The sequence below is a fragment of the Chryseobacterium soli genome, from assembly GCF_000737705.1.
GTDB classification, from domain to species: domain Bacteria; phylum Bacteroidota; class Bacteroidia; order Flavobacteriales; family Weeksellaceae; genus Chryseobacterium; species Chryseobacterium soli.
Map to the genome: position 1 here is coordinate 33,580 of NZ_JPRH01000001.1, position 22,659 is coordinate 56,238.

General features: G+C 38.3%; 21 protein-coding genes, 3 tRNA genes and 1 riboswitch. Of the genes, 9 read left to right on the forward strand and 15 right to left on the reverse strand.

Annotated elements, in window-relative coordinates; genetic code table 11:
* The first annotated feature begins 14 nt into the window (after positions 1-14).
* From IW15_RS00165 to IW15_RS00205, 9 genes are all read left to right on the forward strand, one after another.
* A complete protein-coding gene (locus tag IW15_RS00165; protein ID WP_051881650.1) occupies positions 15-1,307 on the forward strand; it encodes an N-acetylmuramoyl-L-alanine amidase family protein in 1,293 nt (430 codons plus the stop codon).
* 58 nt (positions 1,308-1,365) lie between these two features.
* Positions 1,366-1,440, forward strand: a tRNA-Glu gene (locus tag IW15_RS00170).
* 11 nt (positions 1,441-1,451) lie between these two features.
* On the forward strand, positions 1,452-1,772 hold the full coding sequence (locus IW15_RS00175; RefSeq protein WP_034708300.1) for a hypothetical protein: 321 nt from the start codon (positions 1,452-1,454) through the stop codon (positions 1,770-1,772).
* 67 nt (positions 1,773-1,839) lie between these two features.
* Entirely contained in the window at positions 1,840-2,094 is a 255-nt protein-coding gene (gene rpsT / locus IW15_RS00180) for a 30S ribosomal protein S20 (RefSeq protein WP_034708302.1), read from the forward strand.
* A gap of 10 nt (positions 2,095-2,104) precedes the next feature.
* Positions 2,105-2,176: transfer RNA gene (locus IW15_RS00185), tRNA-Glu, on the forward strand.
* 71 nt (positions 2,177-2,247) lie between these two features.
* Positions 2,248-2,319 (forward strand) — tRNA-Glu (locus IW15_RS00190).
* A gap of 388 nt (positions 2,320-2,707) precedes the next feature.
* Positions 2,708-3,478 (forward strand): T9SS type A sorting domain-containing protein, encoded by a 771-nt coding sequence (locus tag IW15_RS00195; RefSeq protein ID WP_084681335.1) that lies wholly within the window; start codon positions 2,708-2,710, stop codon positions 3,476-3,478.
* A 271-nt stretch (positions 3,479-3,749) separates the two neighbouring features.
* The gene (locus IW15_RS00200) at positions 3,750-4,409 is read left to right on the forward strand and encodes a FadR/GntR family transcriptional regulator (protein ID WP_034708305.1); all 660 of its coding nucleotides are present in this window, start codon (positions 3,750-3,752) and stop codon (positions 4,407-4,409) included.
* 68 nt (positions 4,410-4,477) lie between these two features.
* Positions 4,478-5,686 (forward strand): MFS transporter, encoded by a 1,209-nt coding sequence (locus tag IW15_RS00205; RefSeq protein ID WP_051881764.1) that lies wholly within the window; start codon positions 4,478-4,480, stop codon positions 5,684-5,686.
* Between the two features lie 82 nt (positions 5,687-5,768).
* Here the strand turns inward: IW15_RS00205 and IW15_RS00210 are convergent, their stop codons facing one another.
* From IW15_RS00210 to IW15_RS00285, 15 genes are all read right to left on the reverse strand, one after another.
* Entirely contained in the window at positions 5,769-8,042 is a 2,274-nt protein-coding gene (locus tag IW15_RS00210; RefSeq protein WP_034708307.1) for a DUF5074 domain-containing protein, read from the reverse strand.
* Positions 8,043-8,073: 31 nt separating this feature from the next.
* Positions 8,074-9,282: a hypothetical protein gene (locus IW15_RS00215; protein ID WP_034708309.1), complete on the reverse strand. Its 1,209-nt coding sequence runs from the start codon at positions 9,280-9,282 to the stop codon at positions 8,074-8,076.
* Positions 9,283-9,296: 14 nt separating this feature from the next.
* Positions 9,297-10,433 carry a YncE family protein gene (locus IW15_RS00220; protein ID WP_034708311.1) on the reverse strand — a complete coding sequence of 379 codons (1,137 nt, stop codon included), beginning with the start codon at positions 10,431-10,433 and terminating at the stop codon, positions 9,297-9,299.
* On the reverse strand, positions 10,430-12,448 hold the full coding sequence (locus IW15_RS00225) for a TonB-dependent receptor plug domain-containing protein (protein ID WP_034708312.1): 2,019 nt from the start codon (positions 12,446-12,448) through the stop codon (positions 10,430-10,432). The genes IW15_RS00220 and IW15_RS00225 overlap by 4 nt, the downstream gene beginning before the upstream one ends.
* A gap of 109 nt (positions 12,449-12,557) precedes the next feature.
* Positions 12,558-12,742: riboswitch (cobalamin riboswitch) on the reverse strand.
* Positions 12,743-13,147: 405 nt separating this feature from the next.
* On the reverse strand, positions 13,148-14,107 hold the full coding sequence (locus tag IW15_RS00235) for a transporter (protein ID WP_117584534.1): 960 nt from the start codon (positions 14,105-14,107) through the stop codon (positions 13,148-13,150).
* Positions 14,108-15,184 (reverse strand): cytochrome-c peroxidase, encoded by a 1,077-nt coding sequence (locus IW15_RS00240; RefSeq protein WP_084681337.1) that lies wholly within the window; start codon positions 15,182-15,184, stop codon positions 14,108-14,110.
* Positions 15,177-16,004 carry an MbnP family protein gene (locus tag IW15_RS00245; RefSeq protein WP_034708314.1) on the reverse strand — a complete coding sequence of 276 codons (828 nt, stop codon included), beginning with the start codon at positions 16,002-16,004 and terminating at the stop codon, positions 15,177-15,179. The genes IW15_RS00240 and IW15_RS00245 overlap by 8 nt, the downstream gene beginning before the upstream one ends.
* A gap of 101 nt (positions 16,005-16,105) precedes the next feature.
* Positions 16,106-16,474, reverse strand: coding sequence for a hypothetical protein (locus IW15_RS00250; RefSeq protein WP_034708316.1), 369 nt, complete (start codon positions 16,472-16,474; stop codon positions 16,106-16,108).
* A gap of 3 nt (positions 16,475-16,477) precedes the next feature.
* Positions 16,478-17,152 carry a superoxide dismutase gene (locus IW15_RS00255; RefSeq protein WP_034708319.1) on the reverse strand — a complete coding sequence of 225 codons (675 nt, stop codon included), beginning with the start codon at positions 17,150-17,152 and terminating at the stop codon, positions 16,478-16,480.
* 28 nt (positions 17,153-17,180) lie between these two features.
* Positions 17,181-17,864, reverse strand: coding sequence for an SCO family protein (locus IW15_RS00260; RefSeq protein WP_034708320.1), 684 nt, complete (start codon positions 17,862-17,864; stop codon positions 17,181-17,183).
* On the reverse strand, positions 17,851-18,126 hold the full coding sequence (locus IW15_RS00265; RefSeq protein WP_034708321.1) for a YHS domain-containing protein: 276 nt from the start codon (positions 18,124-18,126) through the stop codon (positions 17,851-17,853). The genes IW15_RS00260 and IW15_RS00265 overlap by 14 nt, the downstream gene beginning before the upstream one ends.
* Positions 18,127-18,307: 181 nt before the next feature.
* Complete coding sequence (locus IW15_RS00270) at positions 18,308-18,718, reverse strand: hypothetical protein (protein ID WP_228384285.1); 411 nt, start codon at positions 18,716-18,718, stop codon at positions 18,308-18,310.
* A gap of 133 nt (positions 18,719-18,851) precedes the next feature.
* On the reverse strand, positions 18,852-20,813 hold the full coding sequence (locus IW15_RS00275; protein ID WP_034708323.1) for a heavy metal translocating P-type ATPase: 1,962 nt from the start codon (positions 20,811-20,813) through the stop codon (positions 18,852-18,854).
* Positions 20,814-20,857: 44 nt separating this feature from the next.
* Positions 20,858-21,277, reverse strand: coding sequence for a Fur family transcriptional regulator (locus IW15_RS00280; RefSeq protein ID WP_034708325.1), 420 nt, complete (start codon positions 21,275-21,277; stop codon positions 20,858-20,860).
* Positions 21,278-21,416: 139 nt separating this feature from the next.
* Positions 21,417-22,658, reverse strand: a complete 1,242-nt coding sequence (locus tag IW15_RS00285) for an efflux RND transporter periplasmic adaptor subunit (protein WP_034708326.1) — start codon at positions 22,656-22,658, stop codon at positions 21,417-21,419.
* Between the last annotated feature and the right edge of the window lies 1 nt (position 22,659).

Consider the following 22,659-nt stretch of genomic DNA (forward strand, 5'->3'; position numbering starts at 1 on the left):
TTTAAAACTGTAAGATGCACAAACAAAATTTTAAAATAATTTTATCATTTCTCCTTATCCTTTTAAGTAACTTTATCCTTTCACAAAAGAAGTTTACCATCGTTTTAGACGCTGGACATGGGGGAAGTGACCACGGAGCCAATAGAACATACAGTGATATCGGAAGGGTGGCAGAAAAGGACGTTACACTGGCAATTACTCTAAAAGTGGGTAGCATGCTTGAAAAAAATAAAGATTTTAAGGTAATTTACACCCGTAAGTTTGACGAATACCCTTCACTTTCGGACAGAACGAACCTTGCCAACAGAAGTAAAGCTGATCTTTTTGTGTCCATCCACTGTAATTCATCAGTGAGACCGACTGCTTATGGAACGGAAACGTACGTTCAGGGACCCAATCAGAATGACGAGAACCTTGAAGTAGCAAAAAGAGAAAATGACGTGATTTTCCTTGATGAAAAAGACAAGCAGACTTTCGGATCGTATAATGCGAGCTCACCGGAATCTTTAATTGCTCTAAAACTTCAGCAAAGTAAATACTTAGAATCAAGTCTTTTGCTTGGCGGACTGGTAGAGGATAATTTTGTGAATAAAGACAAAAGGTTCTCAAGAGGGGTTTTTCAGAAAAACCTTCACGTTCTCCGTATGAATGCGATGCCATCGGTACTGATTGAGACGGGTTTCATCAACCATCCTGAGGAGAGCCATTATCTAGCCTCTGAAAAGGGCCAGAATGAGATCTCTGAAAGTATTTACAATGCGATTATCGAGTATAAAAAAGCCGTTGACCGAAAATCCGGAGGATCAATCGCCATGAATAATAAAAAACCTGAGCCTGAAAAGCCAGCGGAAACTGCGCTGAAAAATGATTTCAGGATTTTATTACTGAGTTCTCCTGTAAAATACAATGAAGGAGATCCTGCGTTGAAAGGGCTGAATTATATTCTTCCTCTTAAAGAAAACGGTCAGTATAAATATTATTATGGGGTTACCAACATGGCTTCCGTAAAAGATATCAATTTAAAAACGGCTAAAGATGCCGGCTTCAGAAATGCTTTTGCAGTAGGATTTATGCCTAACCAAAAACTAAGTACCGGCTACTATACGATAGAGGTATTTGTGGGTGAAAAGCTGAACGGAAATTCGTTTATCTTACAGACATTGAAGGATGTAGAGAGAAACAAGGACAACGGAGTCTTCTACTACACCTATGGTAAAGTCTACAGTCTGGAGGATGCAGTGAAGCTCCAGAAGGAGATCGAAGCGAAGGGAATTAAGAATACGATCATTCAAAAAGTTTACAAATAATCTAAAAAATAATTTTGAAGTTAAAAAGTTAATCACTACTTTTGCAACCTCAAAATTTGGCCTATTCGTCTAGTGGTTAGGACTCAAGGTTTTCATCCTTGCAACAGGAGTTCGATTCTCCTATAGGCTACCAAATTTGATATCATGCCGGATTTAAAAATACAAGAAGCGACATTGCTTTTTAAGAAAATCCACTCTAACCCAAAAAGTTATGATTTACAAGTCAATGAAGACGGGATTGCAGGCAGGGATGATAAAATAAGTTTCAGGCTTTACAGGACAGAAGAAAGGGTCGCCTTTGAAGTAACGATTGACGGACTTACCTTCACCAATACGACTGGAGAATGGAACAACGCGATGATTATGCTGAAAAGCACAATCAGGAAAATAGAGAAAGAACAAGAAAATTTAAAAATAGAACAAGCAATAGATAAACTCAGAAAATACCTGTCAGAAGAAAATTGAAATATTTTAAAAATAAATTTGGCAGTTAAGAAAAAAGTTTTTATTTTTGCACTCACATTTGAACGATATGGCAAATCATAAATCAGCATTAAAAAGAATAAGACAAAACGAAGTTAGAAAAGTTCGTAACAGATATTATCACAAGACTGCTAGAACAGCTATCAAAGTGTTAAAAAATGAAGAAGATAAGGCTGTTGCTTCTGAGCAATTGCCTAAAGTAGTCGCTTTATTGGATAAGTTAGCTAAGAAAAACATCATCCACAAAAACAAAGCTGCTAACTTGAAAAGCAAATTAACGAAGTACGTTAATAAATTAGCATAAAAGTATAGTAGGCCCGTTCGTCTATCGGTTAGGACCTCAGATTTTCATTCTGGTAAGAGGGGTTCGACTCCCCTACGGGCTACAAAACTAAGAGTTGATAAACTTATAAAAACAAACACTAACACGTTGATTTTATATTAGCGGAAGATAGAGGGCCCGTTCGTCTATCGGTTAGGACCTCAGATTTTCATTCTGGTAAGAGGGGTTCGACTCCCCTACGGGCTACAAAGAGAAGACTTTTATAAAGTCTTCTCTTTTTGCATTTATAGTATGCTGTCATATGAATACAGGACTCAGCTGCAAGATTTGGGGATTATCATGTCTTCATCATTGCCTTATTCTTTCCTCTCCATTTCTTTTGAATAAATAGTCTCTAAAACTTTCTTTAAAGCCTACTATGGGATTAATTCATATTCTCCCAAAGAGGGTATCTTACAAGCATTCTTTTCCTATTTAAACCTTACAACGATTATTGTTTATTATTCTTTTTAATACGCTATTTAAAAAAAATAATACCTGTTTATTAGTAAATCACATAAAATAGAAATATCTCTTTTGGTTTATTCTTTTTATCCCTAAATTTGGATTAATCTAATAACCAAAAATTCATAACATGCAATTTAATTTTCTATCGAAGTGTAGTCTGCACCTAAAGGCAGCATTCTTATTATTGCTATTAAGCTCTCTATCTTTTGCACAGAACAGAATCTATGCCTACGAACAAACCTCCGACACCTTCGGCGTATGCCTGGCCTGTAATGTACAGAATCCGCTCAATGCTGTAGGAGATAATGAGAACGACTACTCTACCCTCACCATGGGTACTGTATTGCTGGGCGGAGTTTCTCAGACACTGCTGTTTCCGGATGTAACTTCCAATACAAAACTGGTTGTAGGCATCGGAACCAACGATATTCCTTTAACGGTTCAGTTACTTGGCGGAGTTACCATAGAAACGATGAATGGAAATGTTTCTAACGGTGACATGAAATACATTAACAGCAGTATCCTTAAGCTTGGAGGAGACACCCCCAACAGGGCAACCATCGAATTACAACCTACCAAACCCTATACCGGTGTGAAAATAAGAGTAAGCGGCGGAGTACTGAGCCTTGGCGGTGGCTTCCGTATTTATTATGCATATCAGGAACCTGTTACTTTTACAGCTTTCGGTACTGCCAACGGGCAGATCAGTTTAAGTGGAAATGTTCCTGTGGAAGATTCCCAAATGACTATTACAAATATTTCAGGTAAAGAAATATACCGTTCAAAGATCAACTCGAAAAATATTGATCTTTCCACTCCTATTCCAGAAGGAATTTATATCCTCAATCTACAGACCAAAGAAAACAGGATCTATTCACGAAAAATAATTATCAAGTAAAATAACTAATCCGGTAGACGTCAATCTACCGGATTTTTTAATTATAAAAGGTGGCTATATACTATTTTACCTCTAGTGTCATTCCGACGAAGGAGGAATCTTTTTGATAGATCAGATTTTTCATTTCACTTCGTTGCATTTGAATGACAGCAGAAATAAGCAGACCACAACATCAGGTGTAAATTATCGATTCTTACCTTATAAAATTCTGACAGTACATAATTTACTTCAAAAAAAGTTGTACCTTTGCAATCATCAGATGATAAGATGTATGAGTGTAATTCAAAAAAAGAGTTTGGCCCAAGAGGTTGCCGACCGCCTGATAGCAGGAATTATTGCTAAAGAATATACAATTGGGGATCAGCTACCGATTGAACCTGAATTGATGAAAATGTATGGAGTCGGACGTTCCAGCATTCGTGAGGCGATTAAAATATTATCAATTCAAGGTGTATTGAGAGTACAGCAGGGCGTCGGTACGTTTGTTGTTTCCGACAATGTTCAGGAATCACTGGAATCTCAAATTAACAGAGCTGAAATAGAAGAAGTTCTTGAAGTACGCTCTTTAATTGAAGCAAAAATAGCTGCAAAAGCTGCCTTACATCATCATGAAGATGAACTGAAGATTATTAAATCCTACCTTGATTTAAGAGGTATAATGGCTGAGAAAAATCAGGCGCTGGAATGTTATGAGGCGGATATTAATTTCCATGTTTCTATTGCCGAAGCTTGCGGAAATCCCCTTTTGAAAGAAATCTATAAGATTGCCAGCAAACAGGTCATGAGAACTTTCGAAAACGGGCACAATAATAATACGGACGCTTTTAAAGCGTCACATGAACTTCATACAAGTCTGTATCATTCTATAAAAGACAGAGATGCAGATCGTGCCGCTCATATTGCGCAGCAAATCATCGATAAATTATTTTAAAAAATTACCCTTACCAATATTCATCTTTAAATTCATCAGATGACAAGATGAATGTAAATTTATTATTTATGGACAACACACAAACCAAAAGCATTGATACAAGTACGATTGTATATCCTATTTTGTTCATGATCAGTTTTTCACATTTTTTGAATGACCTGATCCAATCTACTATTCCTTCTTTGTACCCTATTTTAAAAGGAGAATTTAAATTATCTTTTGCCCAGATCGGAATTATTACCCTGGTATTTCAGCTTACTGCCTCCATTTTACAGCCTTTTGTCGGTATTTATACTGATAAAAAACCGAATCCGAGATCTCTGGCGATTGGAATGGCTTTATCTATGGCCGGTCTACTCTTGTTGGCTTCTGCCCATCAATATTATATTATTCTTCTTTCAGTCGGATTGATTGGCATGGGATCTTCTATTTTCCATCCTGAGGCTTCCCGGGTGGCGCAACTGGCTTCCGGCGGTCAGAAAGGATTGGCGCAGTCTATTTTCCAGGTTGGCGGGAATTCAGGAAGTGCTATAGGACCTTTATTGGTTGCATTGATCGTTCTTCCTTTAGGTCAGGGATATGTGGGATTATTTGCAATTGCTGCATTTATCGGTATTATTCTGCTGTGGAGAATTGGAAACTGGTACGCTGAAAGATTATCCATTAAAAAAACAGCGAAGCATACTGATGCAGTAGTGAATATCCAACTTTCGCGAAAAAAAGTGTTATTTTCCATTAGCATTCTATTGGCACTGGTATTTTCCAAATATATCTATCTGGCATCCATGACGAATTATTTTACCTTTTTCCTGATGGATAAATTTCATATATCGGTAAAAGATTCTCAGTTGTATTTATTTATGTTTCTTGCAGCGGTAGCAGTAGGAACTATTCTTGGGGGGAAATTGGGCGATAAATACGGCCGGAAAAAAATCATCTGGATATCTATTCTCGGAGCTGCTCCGTTTACCCTATGCCTTCCCTATCTTTCCTTAGCATGGACCATTGCATTTGCTGTGATCATCGGATTGATCATTGCATCTGCATTTTCTGCGATTCTGGTGTATGCGACCGACCTTATGCCTGATAAAATTGGGTTGGTAGCCGGATTATTCTTCGGATTTATGTTTGGAATGGGTGGTATTGGTTCTGCCGTATTGGGTGCCATCGCCGATGATACAAGCATTGAATACGTCTTTAAGATATGTGCTTTTCTCCCTTTGATCGGTATTATTACAGCCTTCTTACCTAATATTAAAGGATCGAAAAAAAAATAAGATCAGAAAATTGACTATCATTATAAAAAAAGCCTCTACTGTATGGAAGTAGAGGCTTACCTATAAAATAGATATCTAAAAATTATTTTTTAATTACTTTCTGCTGATATACTGCTTTATCAGTCACCGCTTTCAATATATACATTCCTTTTGGAAGCATGCTTACATTGATTTGTCCGTTATTGAACTGCGTATTGATCAATTTACCAGAAGCATCATAAAGAGAAACATTCAGTACTTTCTCCTGTGTTTTAATGGTAAGAAAATCAGTCACTGGATTTGGATAGATACTGAATTCCAGTTTCTTCACTTCGGCCGTTGCTAGAGAAGAAGTCGTTGCATTGACTATAAGCGTTTTTTCAACCGTTTTACCGTTTGAATTAAAGCTGATAACAATATTTGATGTTCCTGATGCCAGCGGAGTTAATACCAATTCGTCACTGTCGTTAATAACGGCAGAAACAATTGCCGGGTTGCTGTTTGATTTTACTGATTTTACAATGGCAGCTGATAAGTTGTCATCATCTGAAACTACAATCTTTAAATCAATCGATGTTATATTTCCTGCCGTAACCTGAGAAGGGAAAGTACTGCTTATTGTAGGTGCCGTATTATCCGGGAATACCGCCAATGCCGGGAACCAGTAATAATCGTTTAGTGTTTTTGTATTCGTCAAAGTCCCCGTATTGTTAAACGTATGGATCCAGTTTTTCTGATAGTGTGCACCGAAGCCACTTTCTGTGGTATTCAGAATCAATTCATCCGTTGTTGGGTTTACACGAAGTCCTGCTCCGTAAGGAATTTGCTTATAAGTTCCTGTCTGTCCCGGAATCACTGCAAAGTTTTCATTGAATGTTTTTGTCGTTACATCAAATTTAACAATCTGTGTTCCGGAATTAAAACTATTAATTGAATTGATCCAGTATAAAGCATTCTGCTGGCGGCTTGCTGAAAAGCTTCCTGCATTCCAGGCACCCCATGATCCCAGGTATTTGGTGGTAGGAATATTGTACGAAGTAACCGCAAAAGTAGTAGGATTGATGTTCACTACCTTTTGATCCTGTATTGCCCAAACACTTCCGTCTTTAGCCTGCACAATAGAATGATATGCTCCTGAGATCGTACTGATTAAGGTATCCGTAGCAGGATCTATCACCAAAATACCAGCTGTCTGCTTCACGGCAAATACATATTTTGAAGTACGGATCATATTACCAATCTGTCCCGCGTAAGCACTTCCGCCACCTGTTCCTGTGATGAGATTGCCAACCTGTAGATTATCAATATCAAAAAGGAATATTCCGTTTGAAGCTCCGATATATCCTTTATGCTCATTCACTCCTACAAAAGTTCTTCCGTCTCCGCCACCAATGGTATTGAAGCCAGCAATTTTCTGCATGGTCTGTGCGTTTGCCACGACTAGTCTTCCACCAGGAGTATATTGTGTATCTCCGCCATCCGCAGCCTGTTTTGAGATAAAATAGAATTTATCCCCATAGATCGTCCCGTATTGTGTGGTTGCTCCAAAAGCATGATTGTTATTGGCATTACTGTAAACCCGGTAGTTAATCTGTCCGTTACTATCAATAAAATTGACAGAACCGTTGGTATGGCCGTACCAATCTTCATTCACCATAAAATAACCATTGGCAAAATTGGTAGAACTTACATACGGAGAAACTGGCGTCATTGTAGAAGAAATAGGAAATTCCGTAAAGTTTGGGTTAAAATTCCAGACATCCCATGATCCGTTTACCAGTGCTCTGGTGGTTGCTCCTACTCCTGAATATCCAAAATCGGCATCAGTAGGATCTTTCACCCAATATGACCAATATCCGTTGGTAGCCCATCCTGAACTCCAATGATCCGCAGCATCCGCAGCTGTATACTGGTCAAAATCGTAAGCCGAAGTATTTACAATTCCGTCAACTGGATAAAAAGGATAGGTTACATTTCCGTTTTTGTACAGCGCATTTGAATTAGCGCCGTTCAAATCAAAGCCAAGTCCGCCAATGGCTGATCCGAACTGAGTTCCCTGATACAGCAGAGAGAAAAACCTGTGGTCCGCTTTTGCGATTGCTTTCAGCATATCTTCACCTGTTGCATTTCCGTTCCATCTGAATCCCCAAACCAAAGCATCGGGATTTTTACCATCATTCCATTGTACGACAAAAGCAGCTTCGTTTGTTCCTGTTCCTACCCAATACTGAACATCAGCAAATGTAAGAGGTGTAGTCGTCTGATTTTGAGTGGTCAGATTCTGAATGTCATTTCGGGGCACTCCCTGAACTTTTATCTGTGCATTGGTAAAAAATGCAAACAGAAAAAGCATTGTTAAAAGATAAAACTTTTTCATTTTTAAACTATTTTAAAAGTATTGTTGAATTTTAATTAAGATGAAGGTCATACGCTCCGGCAACTTCCGTTGAAACTTCTCCAAGCCAGCCTGCTTCCTGATTGACGCCGGTATACACTTTTATAAAGTCGATGCCCGGAAGTTTTACATAATGTCCGTTTTTATCCACTGCCCAAGAAATATCAATATTGGAGGCTTCATCATTATTCGGTGCATTGTCTGCATAGCCGAAATCATACGACTTCCCTACCCAATAAGTCCCCGCTCCGCTTTGGTCGTAAAAATTATCTTTAAGTCTGGTTCCCAAAAAGCTGTAACTGGCATCTGAGATCCATAAAGGATAATAGCTTTGTGCATGGAAGGTATTTCTGGTTTTAAATCCTGAATTCCCATAATTATCTTCCCATTTGATGTACTCCACATCAGTCTGCCAAAGTTCACTTCCCGGAACGGGAGGCTTGTTTTCATTAGGTTTAAAGTAGGTTATATTGTAATTTTTAGTGGTTGTATTTTTAAAGTATTCACTTCCCGCGATCTCATACCATTCGTCATCATCAGGTTTACCATTTCTGTTTTTGTCGTAAGCTACCATGATAATTCCCGGTTCGCAAGATCCTGATCGTGGATCATTCGCGTCATTTCCCCAGAAAGCATTCCCCAGAATTTTGAAATCTCTTCCATCCAGGTTTGGAATCGTATGGTCGAAACCCACTGTAACATAACCACCATAGCCTCCTAAAGTAATCATGGAAGAATTTCCTCCTACCAGAGATTCTTTGGCTTTTTGAATCATCTGAGCAGCAGTGCTTCCGGAAATATATTCGGGAATTTCATTCGTAAACTGCCCTACACCAGGACGAAAATCAAAAACATTGGAAATGTATTTACTGTAAGGTGTCTGTTCCTTCTTTACAATAATGGACGAGCCGTAAGTCTTCACGACTCCATTTACTTCTACTTTTAAGGTTAAAGGATAGGTATTCGCTATATGACTAATAAAATCTAGGTCTGAATTTTCAGAAATAATAGAATCATTGATACTCCAGGTCAGTTTTCCGGCAATCTGAGGGTCAATATTTAAAATCTTAAGACGGTCTATTGTATAGGAATCTTTAAGAACTGCCGAAGGAACTGTAACTTCTGCCACTACCTCATCAGTATCGCTTTTACAGGCTACTGTCCCTATTAAAACAGAAGACAGAAGCACCGTTTTTATCATCGTAAGAGTTTTTCTTTCCATTTTTTTTGATTTAATTATTTATATAAAAAGACGAAATGAGCGGGAATATTTCCCCCTTCGGTCTTCCATTTGAATTTTCCGGTTTTATCAAAACAGTAGACATACCCTGTTGAAACATAATTCCGGGCATCGGTAAGATAAATCTCCTCATTGATTGGATTTACCGCTATTCCATAAGGTGTTTTAATGGCATCTACATATTGCTGATCAATAATTTTGTTGGAAATGATCTGCTCAGTCTTCACATCGATAATTCCGAAGGATTTTGTGTAAGAATGGGTGTTGTAGTTGAATTCATTCCCGTAATAATAAAGTTTGTCATTCACGATGGTCATTTCGCTTACCGCAATATGAAAATCTTTTTTCACCGCACCGGTCGCAGCATCTACGAGGAATAAACTGGATGGGATATTGTAATAATCTCCTCTGGACGTCACGTACAGATCTCCGTAATTATCTTTTTTAATATGGTGGAGGTTGATGGCTACGTCTATTTTCTTGGTTTCTTTAAATGTCGAAAGGTCTACCACAGAAACCGTTCTGTCGTAATTAGGGAATTTATATCCTCCTGAATTGGCCACAAAAAGCTGATTCCCTATAATTTCCATTTCCTCAGGCTGGTAACCTACTGTCACTTCCCGCTGGATAGAAAGAGAGACGGTATCTATTTCGGCTACTTTTCCTAATGGTGCGTTGGGATCAAGAGAAACAGGACCCGCATAGCTTGATGCATAGGCTTTTCCATCTTTAAACGTAATGTATCTGCAATTTTCCAGCTGAATGGTTTTAAGACGTTTCGCCGTCTTTGCATCCAGTACTTCAATTTTGTTGGAAACATTGATCACTGCATACATCTTACTTCCGTAAATCTGGATATCATTACCTACATCTCCCAATTCTTTTACGACGGTCGGGTTGATCTGTGCATAAATATTCCGGTGGTAGATTCCGGTTTTATAATCAAAAAAATCCAGGGTCGCTTTATTGGTTCCCATATTTCCTTCGTTCAGCAAATAAAATCCTTTGATGGGAAGATCTCCTTCAGCCGGGATAAGGTAATCCAGCTCTTCACGGTCTACATATTCATCGGTTCTGCAGGAAAGAACAGCAATAAACAGTAAGGCCCACAGGCAAAAATTGAGTTTTTTCATAAGGTATAGCTTAGAGTGAGTCTGAAATTTCTTCCTGGCATCGGATAGCTCAGCACGACTTCATAGAATTGGTTGAGGACATTATTAACTTCCAGGCTGGTTTTAAACTGATGCTCTTTCCATCTGAATTTTTTCTGAACGGAAAGATCATGGGTATACCAAGGCTGCACATGATTGGCAGGTATGTTATTCTGATTGATGTCATATCTTTCCCCTACATACATAAAACTATAGTTGAAGGCCCAGTCTTTATAATCCGCCATCAGCGTAAATGTTCCGCTGTGCCAGGGCGTATACGGAATCTGATCCCCGAAATAGGATTCTTCCCTGCTGGTAAAATCGCGTGCACTTTGGAAGGTGTAACTCAGTAAAGGTTTTACCATTACATTTCCCAGCTTCAGTTCTCCCTGGATATTGACATCGGTCCCTATAATTTCAACTTCTCCCAGATTATACATCGACCATCGGAACATACTTCCATTGGGTGCCGCAATAATCTTGTTTTCTACTTTATTAAAATAGCCATCTACTTTTACATACCATCCTTTAAAGACCGGATGATCATACAATTTTTGGTAAGTAAATCCCACATTATACTGGTTGGTAAATTCAGGTTTCAGGAAAGTATTTCCAATATTTGTATAATACAGATCGTTGAATGTTGGCATCCTGAAAATGCGTTTATAAAAAGCTCTTACGGTAAAATCTTTATCATCGAAAGGCTGGTAGCTTAAAAATGCAGCCGGTGTCCATTCAGCTTTATCCGGAGATTTGGTGTTGAGTTCTACTTCTTCGTGAACAAAAGTTCCTAATAAACTTCCCAAAAACTTAAATCTGTTCCAATGATAGGTGGTGGCAAAAGCTACCAGTGAAGTGTATCTTGTAGGGTAAGAGAATAATTTGAGATCCGAATCCAGCGTATTATACTGGAAATCTGCGCTGGCGCTTACCTCCCAGTTAGGATTGATTGTGTACAGATTGGAAGAAGACAGATACACTTCCTTCTGAATATATTGATTGTTTATTTTTATGGAAGAAAGCGTATCGACAAAATGAGTATAGTCGTAAGCAAATTTTGCTTTGAACTGGGTTTCCAGTTTTGGGAATATTTTTTTCCTGAAATTACCCTGTACAAAATAATTTTCATCCATCAGGCGTTGTCCCCTTGCCCCGAAACGGTTATTGACAATAGCCCCGGGAATTCCGCGGTTTGATATATAGCCATATCCTCTTACATTCCAGCTTCCGTTATTCACGGTTCCGTTAAAACTGGTTTCAAAACGCTTTGCCCGGATATCAGAATCGTATCTTTTCGCAATAGTATCATTGGCGATCTCACCGTCAGGATATTTCCTGGTATACCGGAATTTATAGACCCCGTCACTCTGCATAAATTCTGAACTGAAACTGGCCGATACTCTATCCGAAATCTTCTGCTCCACCCGAATCGACGGATTGAATAAGTCAATGGAACTGTTTTTTAACCTGATCGTCAGATTGGTTTTTCTGCCATTTTTAAAACTTGGTGTTTTTGGCTGCAGGTAAATAGATCCTGAAGAACCAAAATCTTTGGCCGGCTGGAAAATTTCACTTTTCTGTCCGTTGTATAGCGAAATTTCTTCAAGATCATCTAAAGAAAAGCGTCCTAAATCTACTAAGCCGTTCTGGGCATTCCCCAATTGGATTCCATCATAAAAAACACCGACGTGCTGGCTTCCCATACTTCGGATGTTAATCGTCTTCAACCCTCCTATTCCGCCATAGTCTTTAATCTGGACACCGGAAAAATACCGCAGGGCATCTGCCACCGAATGACTGTTAAGCCTTTCTAATTGCTCTCCTGACAACGTTTGTGCAGGAAGGATTTCTTTAAGATTTTTTTTATAGAGATCGATCTGAAGAATTTCTTTTTCCCGGAGGCTGTCCTTCGACTGGGAAAATAAAAACTGCCCTGTTATCACAAGAATTGCAGTAACTGATCTGTAAAATTGAGAAGTACTATATTGTATTACCATTAGCTCACTTGAATAATGATAACGCTAATGGATATGGGAAAACCATGACAAAGCACAGTTCTGCACTGCACAATATCAATAGTGTCCTAAGCTTTATTCCACGAAAGCGTCAAACGTTAATTGTCCGGCAGGTCTTCTGACTTACTCCATTTTTGAAATCCTTCCCATTTTACAACAGTGGATATATTCTTCAAAAACTTTGGTTTGGAGCTTACAGCAGCGGGTCTGTTCCGGATTTTCACCGGATTCCCTTTTAAGCGCTTTTTATGGCGCACCAGATTTCGGCAAAGATAGAAAATTATTAAGATATCCAATAAAAGGCTTAATAAATTAATTTTCAATACGATAAATATAAATTTCAAGATAATCTGTCTCCTATTAAAAACTTAAAGCGTCATTTTTATCTAAAAATTTTCTATAAAAAAAACCTTACAGATTTTTGAAATCTATAAGGTTTGTACTTCAACTTGTTTACACTTTTAATTTTAACCACAAAGCCATAAAAGTTTTTTAAAAATTTTAGTTTTTTAAGGTTAAATGATTGTGTATAGCAAGTTCACCTAAGTTAAAAAAATCAAAGATTATTCATCATACAGAAAAATCTGCTAAATCTGCATCATCTGCGTGAATCTGTAAAATCTGTGGTTGTAAAATTTTAAACCACTTTAATTCTTCAATCTTAAATCTGCATCATTCCCATCAAATACCCACATTGATAAACAAACTGAATCTGGATTTTGCTTCAATGTCACCTCCTGCCAGATTGGAATAGGCAGGCAGCATCACTTCTCCTCCTAAGCTCAGATTTTTGTAACCTGCTTCAAAGCCAATTTTTCCATATAAAGCGCTGCCTGCGGTATTGGGTAACACCTCATTAAACTGCCTGTTTTTGTCATACACTTCACCCTGAAGTCCGCCTTTTCCGGAAACAATCACCTTTTCATTTCTGTAAAGCTGATAAAATCCTGCCGCTGCATAATTCCATTGGCTTCCAAATCGGTAGTGTTTTTTATTTTCGGTTTTAACGGTGTAATCTGTATTGAAGAGTATTGCCAGTTTATTTTTCTGATATTTATAGTTCAAGACCATCTGATAATCCCAACTGCCGGTTCCCAGCTGAAAACTGGGATTCACTCCGGTGATTCCTTTTTCATCAAATTTTCCCAGTGGAACTTTCACTCCAAGGCCTCCGTTGAGCTGATGAAAAGTATTTTTAGAATTCAGGAACTGGTAAATTCCCATTACATTCATATCTCCGATTCCATTGATCCGGATATCTCCCTGTAGTGTTTGTTTCTCATGAAAATGAAAAGGAAGACTGGCATATACACTTAGTTTTTTAGTGAGAGGAATTTTTCCCCAAAGCTGAAGGGTATTAAAATACTGATCCTGCGTAAGATCTTTCACGAATAAATTCTCTTTGGCCTTATAGTGCTGGGCAAAATATTTAATCCCGATGAACTGTGGATTCAACAGTGATTCAAAACCGGAGGAGCCGTTTCCTGCAGCACAGCCACAAGCATCACAGTCATCATCAAGGATAACTTTATTATAACTTATGGTCGGGATATAAAGGCTGTCCCTGATGGTTGCTGCCTGACAGACAGTCAATACAAACAGACTGATTATTACAATGATCTTCTTTATGGTATGTTCCATTTATTCTGCAAATTTTGGATTAGTGATAAAATTGTTGTCACTGAGTGTTTTCAGAAAAGCAATAATATACTGCTTATCCTGCCCCGTCATGGGAATTCCGATGTGTCCGTTCTGTTTCAGCTGTGGATCAAGATTGGCATTGTCTTCTACATTGTCCGAATAAAAATTGAGCACGGCATCCAACGTATAGAATCTTCCGTCATGCATATAAGGAGCTGTATACTCTACATTTCTGAGACTCGGAACCCGAAATTTCATCCAGTCATTCTGATCCAGGGTTACGCGGTAGCGTCCGGCATCTTTAAACTGACTGTTGTAATACATTCCGGTATTGCGAAAACTTTCATCGGTGAATAATTCTCCGCTGTGGCAAGCTGTACATTTTTGCTGGAACAGAGCCATCCCCTGAGATTCATCGGCAGTAAAAACCGCGTTTCCTTTTTTCATCCGATCGTATTTTGAATCAGCAGAAATCATGGTTGCCATAAACTGGGAAATAGCTTTCAGAATTCTTTCACCGGTAATATTTTCATCCCCGAAGGCTGCTTTAAACATTTTTTTGTAATTCGCATCAGCATTTAGCTTTCCTACTGCTTCAGGAAGAGAACTGTCCATCTCAAAATCAGTTGTAATCGGAACCAAAGATCTTTCGTCCAGATTGTGACCCACTCCATCCCAGGTATAATTTTTTAGAAACGTCATATTCTGTATCGGCGGCGCATTTCGGATGCCTAATCTGTCATCAATTCCATGGCTCACTGAATGACCGTGATGCGTAAAAGCATATTCCTGAATATGACAGAAACCGCATGAGATGGTGTTATTTCTGGATAATTTCCCTTCATAAAAAAGTTTTTTTCCTAATGCCACCCCATTCACCGTGACCGGATTTCCTGTAATGTCGAACGTTATTTCCGGAAATCCGGATGGTTTGTCAAGATGATACGCTTCATCTTTTGGTAAAGGCTCAATAACCTCATCACCTGTGCATGACGTTAATGAAAAAGCTGCAAAAAAAAGGAAAATCAAAAGAGAGCAGAATTGCCCTCTTTTGGATGGTTTGAAACAATTAATCATTGTGAACGTGATCTACTTTAAACATTTTAGAAACATTGTTCGTCACATTGACCAGATGTTGGTTCGATCCCATTGCCATATCGTTGGAATTATCCAGTGTTAAAGAAGTCTGCCCGCTCAGATATTGATTAAGATCCGCCAAAATATGAACTGACGGTGTAATCTCTTTTGAAACTCTCGCCGTTGTAGGAAAATCAAGGGTAATTTCACGATAAAGATCCGCTGTATTGTTTGCAGAAGTATTGCCCATATTTCCACAGTGGTTCATAAATTCTGTAGCTGCTGAAGAAGTTCCGTATTTGCCTTCAAATTTCGTGAATATATATCCTGCAGCCCAAGACCAAGCCATTCCTGAAGTTTTTGCTTTCTGCCAGAAAACCCCTTGTCCATTTTGTCCCAAAAAGTACGCCGACTGGCTGATCCCCAAACCGATTCTTACTTTTTTGTAATTATTTTTAGGAATTTCTTTCAGGTTGATATAATTAATTCCGGCAACTGCTTCCGACTGATCAACGATAAATGCACCGTTGTCCGGATCGTTATAATGATATTTGAACTCTCCCCCGTTTTCATCAATTAAAGTGATATTGCTGATTACATATTTCAGGGTAGAAAACTGGTGCTTTTGTCCGTTGAGAGACGTTTGTATGGTCTGGTTTAAAACGATGTCTCCAAGATTATTGAAACCATTTTCGAATTTTAACTGAAGATTTCCCGGAGTTGTATCCAGAATTTCATCATCGTTATTGTTTCTACAAGATGAAAGGGTAAGTAATGCAATTGCTACGAAAAGTAATGATAAAAATTTATAAATTTTCATGTTTATTTTTTAAGTTGAATATTATGTTGATGATAAAGCATAGAAATGCTCTTTGAATGGCTGTACATTCAATTTTTATAATAAAAATGATTGGTGGTAACTTAAAAAACCGGTGGTCTGAAAACAGAGGGAAGAAACAGAAAGGAGTATGCTGTTTCGTACGTAAAATTAAAACTGGAAAACAGTGGTTTTTCCGTGATGGTTATTTCTGCAATGTCAGGGAGAATGTAAATATCTAAGATTTTCTGTCCTGAATTTTTTGCTTTATGAAGAGGGGAAGATTCGGTATCGTTTGTTTTCGCAAGCTCTTTGCTAAGGTAACATTTTCCATTACAGTGAAGCTCCGGTTTGCTTTTATTAATACAGAGAACTTCGGAGATATAATGATAATCTGCAACATACTCTACGATGGGGATCAGAGGCCTGACCACCATATAAAAAGTAAGGAATATGCTGCAGATTAATTTCATGAATTATTTTTTGCTGATGGCATTTTCATATCTTTTGCTTACTTCTTTCCAGTTCAGCACGTTCCAGATAGCCGCAAGATAATCAGCTCTTTTATTCTGATATTTCAGGTAATAGGCATGTTCCCAAACATCAATTCCTAAGATCGGAGTTCCTTTCTCTTCCACGACATCCATCAAAGGGTTATCCTGATTAGGAGTTGAAGAAACGAACAGTTTTCCGTTTTTATCTACAGAAAGCCAAGCCCATCCTGATCCGAAACGGTCTGCTCCAGCCTTGCTGATCTTTTCTTTAAAAGCATCCATGCTTCCGAAAGATTCATTAATGGCTTTTATTAATTGTGCCGATGGCTGGGTATTTTTTACCGGAGTAAGCATCGTCCAGAAAAGCTCATGGTTAAAATGTCCACCAGCATTATTTCTCACGGCAGGACTTAATGTTGATACTTTAGAAAGGATCTGGAACAGGGTTTCTTTTTCCTGAGGTGTTCCTGCAATCGCTTTGTTCAGGTTGGCAACATAGGCAGCAGCATGCTTCGAATAATGGATTTCCATAGTCTGGGCATCGATAGAACCTTCCAATGCATTGTAAGCATATGTTAAAGGGGTCTGCTTAAATTGAGCAAACGCAAACTGCGCCGCAAAAACTGCACTTAAAGCAGCTATTTTCATAATCTTCATAACGTTTTGTTTTTGTGGTTTAACACTATTATTTTAATAATTTTTTGATATCTTCTATCAATATTTCTCTGTCCGGATGATATTTTCCGGTCAGTTTAGGAAGTTTTCCTTCCGGATCTTCGTAGTTTAATCCTGAATAATACAGAATCGGCATATTCTCTTTATTGTATCTGCACCGGATATTTCCCTGCTGATCAACAAGAGCAATCATTCCGCTGTGGTTCAGGCTTTCGCCTTCATCTTCTTTATCACCTACATAGATATTGAACTGGTCTGCAATCTTTCCTATATAATCTCTGTTTCCGGTTAGAAAATGCCAGTTGGGTGATTTCACTCCAATTCTTTCTGCATGTTTTTTCAGGATTTCCGGAGTATCATGTTCGGGATCAATACTGATGGAAACAATTCCAAATTCCGGGTTATTGATTTCGTGTTCAATAGCTCTCATATTGCTGTTCATTACCGGACAGATGGTAGGACAGCTGCTGAAAAAGAACTCTACCAGATACACTTTCCCGAGCATATCTTTATTGGTGATCTTTTTGTTATTCTGATCGGTCAGTTCAAAATCCGGAACTTTCATTACGGTGTAGAGGTTATTTTTAAAATAACTCATTCCAATTCCTATGGCCAAAAATAACAGTGCTATTACAGCAATCGGGATAATAATCTTCCTTTTGGCGCTGTTATCAGTCTTTTTACTTCTGGGCATACTTCTCTGGATTTTTTTTGAACTCGTCTTTACAGTATACACTGCAAAAACCGTACGTTTTATTTTTATATACAGCCGTATCTTTGGTATGCTCTGTATTTTTCATGTGACAGATCGGATCTTCTACATTGACTATTTTCACATTTCCCATAGGGTTTCCGGAAGAAGCCGTGCTCTTTTTATGCTTCACTTTAGGTGCCTCCTGCGCACAAGACAGCAATGATAGTGACAGTAAAGCTGTCAAAATAATTTTAGATTTCATTGTAAAATATCAATTGAAATTAATAATAATCGTTTATAAGAAGTGAATGGGTTTTAAACTAAATAAATGGGTTTGTAATACAAAGATCATCCAAAATCTTTTTACAAATTTATGGCATCATTACAAAAATATGCTTTAATAACGCTATTGCAATCAACGGTATATTTAGTTTAAAATAAAATCAGGCCAGTGGAGGATGGAATATTCTGGAAAAATATTCTGATGTATGGGAATTCAAATACCTTGAACCGGAGTTTTTAACAAGAGGTTCACCTTGATATTGATTTGAGAATGAAAGAATTTCGTGGTGAAGGAAAACATCGATGACAGAAATTTTAATGGTTTGAGAATTGGTTTGCTTTTCTGTTTTTGCCAATTCTTTTCCCACGTAGCATTTGCCTTTACAGGTAGATTGTGGCACATTTCTGTTTTCACAAAGATTTTTTACGATGTAATCATAGTTAACAGCATAATTGATCAATGGCAAAACAGGGCGTATTGCAATGGTAAAGATGATGAATATGGATAATAAAAATTTCAACGATGAATTCTGTCCTACAAATATACTACTGAAAATGACTGTATGCTTCATTCCTGATGAAAATCATTGATCCTATTTCAGAAAACAAAAGCTCCGATCCCTTTATACGGGTATCGGAGCTTCATTATTGCTTTGAGTTTTGTGCTTTTACCGTAAAAGCATCTGTGAATTCATGCCCTCATTTTTAAAAATTCATTCTCTGTATCCTTACGGCATTCAGAATGGCCAGTAAAGCAACTCCAACATCTGCAAAAACCGCTTCCCACATGGTCGCCAACCCTCCGGCTCCAAGAATAAGTACGATCCCTTTCACGACAAATGCGAGGATGATATTCTGCCAGACAATTTTTTTGGTTTGTTTACCGATGTTAATCGCCATTGGGATTTTACTGGGTTTATCATCCTGTATCACGACATCAGCGGTTTCAATAGTCGCATCACTTCCCAGTCCGCCCATCGCGATTCCTACGTCACTTAAGGCAACAACAGGAGCATCATTCACACCGTCACCCACAAAAGCGACTGTTTGATTTTTTGCTTTGATCTCTTTGACTTTATTCACTTTATCTTCAGGCAATAAATCCCCAAATGCATTATCGATACCCAGCTGCTCTGCTACAAATTTCACAACAGTACTTTTGTCTCCGCTCAGCATCGTTGCTTTTACATTCATCTTATGAAGTTTGTCAACGGTTTCTTTGGCGTCTGCTTTTATACTGTCTGCAATCGTGATGTAACCTGCAAATTTTTTATCATACGCAATCGCAATGATGGTGTATACGATATGAGCTGGATTAAGATCATAGTTGATGTTAAATTTATCCATCAACTTGAAATTTCCAACTAACAGTTCTTTTCCGTTGACGGTGGCTTTCAGGCCATGCCCCGCAATTTCTTCCATATCTTCTAAAGGAATAGAATGGTTAATATTGCCAACATACTCATGGATTGCGGTTGCTACAGGGTGTGTGCTTTTGCTTTCCAGGGTATTGACCATTTGCAGAATTTCGTCTTTATTAAATTCAGAGGTAATGCTTACTTCCTGAACTTTGAAGACTCCTTCTGTCATCGTTCCTGTTTTATCCATCACCACATTTTTGATTTCTGCGATACTATCCAGGAAATTACTTCCTTTAAACAGGATTCCATTACGGCTGGCAGCCCCTATTCCTCCAAAGTATCCCAGAGGAATTGAGATCACTAATGCACAAGGACAAGAAATCACAAGGAAAACCAATGCTCTGTACAGCCAGTCTCTAAACTGATAATCGCTCACAAAAAAGTAAGGAAGCAGACAGATCAGAATGGCAAGGATGACGACAATCGGAGTATATATTTTCGCAAACTTCCTGATGAACAGCTCGGTTGGAGCTTTCTGTGAAGTGGCATTCTGTACCATTTCCAGGATCTTACTCAGTTTACTGTCTTCATAAGCAGTCGTAATTTTCACCAATGCAATACCGTTCATATTGATCATTCCAGCCAGCACCGCTTCATTTTTATTTTTTGTATCAGGTTTGCTTTCTCCTGTCAAAGCAGCGGTATTGAATGATGCTGAATCTGAGATCAGCTCACCATCCAAAGCCAGCTTTTCGCCTGGTTTAAGCTGAATGGTATCTCCAATTTTTGCTTCCTTCGCTTTAATGGTTTTCGGCTGATTGTTTTCCATCACCGTTACCTCATCGGGACGCTGATCCAGCAGGGATTTTATATTTCCTCTTGCCCTAGATACCGCCATGGTTTGAAATACTTCTCCTACGGCATAGAACAGCATTACGGCAACCCCTTCAGGATACTGCCCGATGGCAAAGGCCCCAACGGTAGCAATTCCCATTAAAAAGAATTCTGAGAATACATCTCCTTTCGTGATACTCTCGAAAGCTTCTTTTAATACCGGTATTCCTACAGGGATATAGGCAGCTCCATACCATACGATACGAACCCATCCTTTGAACCATTCTGTTGGTATATAATTATCCAGCGCTACTCCCAACAGCAATAATACTAGGGAGATTATTGCAGGAAGGAACATCTGAAAGACCGTTTTATCTGTATTATCGTGAGAATGATCATGATCATGTCCATCTCCTTCGGTATGAACGTGATCTTTTTCGTGGCTATTTTTTTGCATTTTATGCGCTTCCATACATGATAATTTTAAGCAAAATTAAGGACAAACTTCATGCAATACTATTGCAAACTTTCAAGACAGTTTTCACAGATTCCTTTGGCAAAAAGCCTTACTTCATCAATCCTGAAATTGGTTTTTGTATTTTCAGGGAAAGAAATATCTTCTCTGCAGGTGGTCTGCTTACATATTTTGCAATAGAAATGAAGGTGCCAATCTTTATGCATTTTCTCGTTGCAGCCGTCATCACACAATTTATATTTTGTAGTGGTGTTTTCCTGGATACTGTGTACAATTCCTTTTTCCTCAAAAGTTTTTAATGTTCTGTAAATGGTCGTCCTGTCGGCATTTTCAAAGTGATGCTCCACTTCGGATAAGGACAGGGCACTTTCCTGAGAACGTAAAAAATCGTAGACCAAAATCCTCATGCTTGTAGGTTTGGTATTTTTATCGATGAGTTTATTTTCAATTTCTTTTTTCATTTTGATTGTTTGATTAATGAATACATTTTATAAAATTCATCATAAAACCGAATACTATTTCCTGATAAAACAACTCTAATTTAAGTATAAAAACCGAGATTATACGTTATCAGAACCTGAATATCCCTGTCTTATTCCCTTATTCGTGCTCACCGGAATTCACCAGTTTCGCATTTACAAAAAAGGCATTTTTCACTACGATTTTTGAATCATCTGGAATCGCTCTTACGGGAGTAATAGCTGTATATCCTACATCAGAGGTTCCTTTTACAATTTCTATCTTTTCAAAATTGATGGTTTTAGCATGCTCTTTGATTTTCCCTTCTTTTTCTCCGGCTTCTTCATGTTCTTCCGGTTTTTTATCGGTTTGTACGAAGATGTAGTTTTTACCTTCCGCATCTACGATCGCTTCATTAGGGACAGCGGCGGTTGTGCTTTTATCGAGGCTTACAATCCCTGTGATATTCATTCCGTCGATTAGTCCTGCTTTATTTCCGGTAACGTCACAGTGCACTGAAATTGTTTTGCTTTCATTTTCGAAGGAAGATCCGATGCTGTAGACGCGGGCATCATATTCTGATTCAGGGTTATTGGTCAGTTTAAAATGAACAATCTGCCCTACTTTCATTTTAGGAAGGTCCGTTTCAAAAATCTGCAGGTCGAGGTGTATTGAGCTGTTGTCGATGATTTCCGCAACAGGTGATGACATGTCCACATAACTTCCTATCTGTGCAGAAATACTGCTGATCGTTCCGCTGATCGGAGCTGTAATGACTAAACCTGATCTCATATTACCGTTGCTCACTTTTCCCGGATTGATGCCCATCATCTGAAGTCTGTTCTGCAAAGAAGCTTTCCTGCTTCTGAGGGTTTTCAGCTCGGCATCGGCATTCTGAAGATTTTTCTTTGCTCCGGCATCATTATCAAAAAGCTCTCTCTGTCTTCTGTACTCCTGTTCGGCAAAAGTAATTCTGCTGTTTACCGTAAGATGGTCTTCCTGAAGCTGGATAAATTCTGGGTTAGCGATGGATGCAATTATCTGTCCTTTTTTTACAAAACTTCCGACCTGAACATTTAAGGTTTTAATAATTCCGCCATACAAAGAAGTGATGGTTGCTTTATTATTATTCGGAACTCTCAACAGGCCGTTTGCTTTAATGGTAGAGGTCAGTTCTTTCATTTCTATTGAGCCTAAGGTAATTCCAACGGATTTCATTTGCTCTTCCGTCAGGGCTGCAATGGTTGGCACTGCTTCTTCATTATGTTTTTGATTCTGCTCGGTTTTTACAACAGATTTCTCCGTTGATTCTTCTTTTTTTCCACAGCTCATGATCAACAAGGAAATGATTACCAGGTATATGCTATTATATTTCAGTTTCATA

Excerpts from the sequence above, each read along its gene's own strand:
- IW15_RS00165 (WP_051881650.1), top strand. The coding sequence starts at position 15 with ATGCACAAACAAAATTTTAAAATAATTTTATCATTTCTCCTTATCCTT.
- IW15_RS00175 (WP_034708300.1), top strand. The coding sequence starts at position 1,452 with ATGCCGGATTTAAAAATACAAGAAGCGACATTGCTTTTTAAGAAAATC.
- rpsT (WP_034708302.1), top strand. The coding sequence starts at position 1,840 with ATGGCAAATCATAAATCAGCATTAAAAAGAATAAGACAAAACGAAGTT.
- IW15_RS00195 (WP_084681335.1), top strand. The coding sequence starts at position 2,708 with ATGCAATTTAATTTTCTATCGAAGTGTAGTCTGCACCTAAAGGCAGCA.
- IW15_RS00200 (WP_034708305.1), top strand. The coding sequence starts at position 3,750 with ATGAGTGTAATTCAAAAAAAGAGTTTGGCCCAAGAGGTTGCCGACCGC.
- IW15_RS00205 (WP_051881764.1), top strand. The coding sequence starts at position 4,478 with ATGGACAACACACAAACCAAAAGCATTGATACAAGTACGATTGTATAT.
- IW15_RS00210 (WP_034708307.1), bottom strand. The coding sequence starts at position 8,042 with ATGAAAAAGTTTTATCTTTTAACAATGCTTTTTCTGTTTGCATTTTTT.
- IW15_RS00215 (WP_034708309.1), bottom strand. The coding sequence starts at position 9,282 with ATGGAAAGAAAAACTCTTACGATGATAAAAACGGTGCTTCTGTCTTCT.
- IW15_RS00220 (WP_034708311.1), bottom strand. The coding sequence starts at position 10,433 with ATGAAAAAACTCAATTTTTGCCTGTGGGCCTTACTGTTTATTGCTGTT.
- IW15_RS00225 (WP_034708312.1), bottom strand. The coding sequence starts at position 12,448 with ATGGTAATACAATATAGTACTTCTCAATTTTACAGATCAGTTACTGCA.
- IW15_RS00235 (WP_117584534.1), bottom strand. The coding sequence starts at position 14,107 with ATGGAACATACCATAAAGAAGATCATTGTAATAATCAGTCTGTTTGTA.
- IW15_RS00240 (WP_084681337.1), bottom strand. The coding sequence starts at position 15,184 with ATGATTAATTGTTTCAAACCATCCAAAAGAGGGCAATTCTGCTCTCTT.
- IW15_RS00245 (WP_034708314.1), bottom strand. The coding sequence starts at position 16,004 with ATGAAAATTTATAAATTTTTATCATTACTTTTCGTAGCAATTGCATTA.
- IW15_RS00250 (WP_034708316.1), bottom strand. The coding sequence starts at position 16,474 with ATGAAATTAATCTGCAGCATATTCCTTACTTTTTATATGGTGGTCAGG.
- IW15_RS00255 (WP_034708319.1), bottom strand. The coding sequence starts at position 17,152 with ATGAAGATTATGAAAATAGCTGCTTTAAGTGCAGTTTTTGCGGCGCAG.
- IW15_RS00260 (WP_034708320.1), bottom strand. The coding sequence starts at position 17,864 with ATGCCCAGAAGTAAAAAGACTGATAACAGCGCCAAAAGGAAGATTATT.
- IW15_RS00265 (WP_034708321.1), bottom strand. The coding sequence starts at position 18,126 with ATGAAATCTAAAATTATTTTGACAGCTTTACTGTCACTATCATTGCTG.
- IW15_RS00270 (WP_228384285.1), bottom strand. The coding sequence starts at position 18,718 with ATGAAGCATACAGTCATTTTCAGTAGTATATTTGTAGGACAGAATTCA.
- IW15_RS00275 (WP_034708323.1), bottom strand. The coding sequence starts at position 20,813 with ATGGAAGCGCATAAAATGCAAAAAAATAGCCACGAAAAAGATCACGTT.
- IW15_RS00280 (WP_034708325.1), bottom strand. The coding sequence starts at position 21,277 with ATGAAAAAAGAAATTGAAAATAAACTCATCGATAAAAATACCAAACCT.
- IW15_RS00285 (WP_034708326.1), bottom strand. The coding sequence starts at position 22,658 with ATGAAACTGAAATATAATAGCATATACCTGGTAATCATTTCCTTGTTG.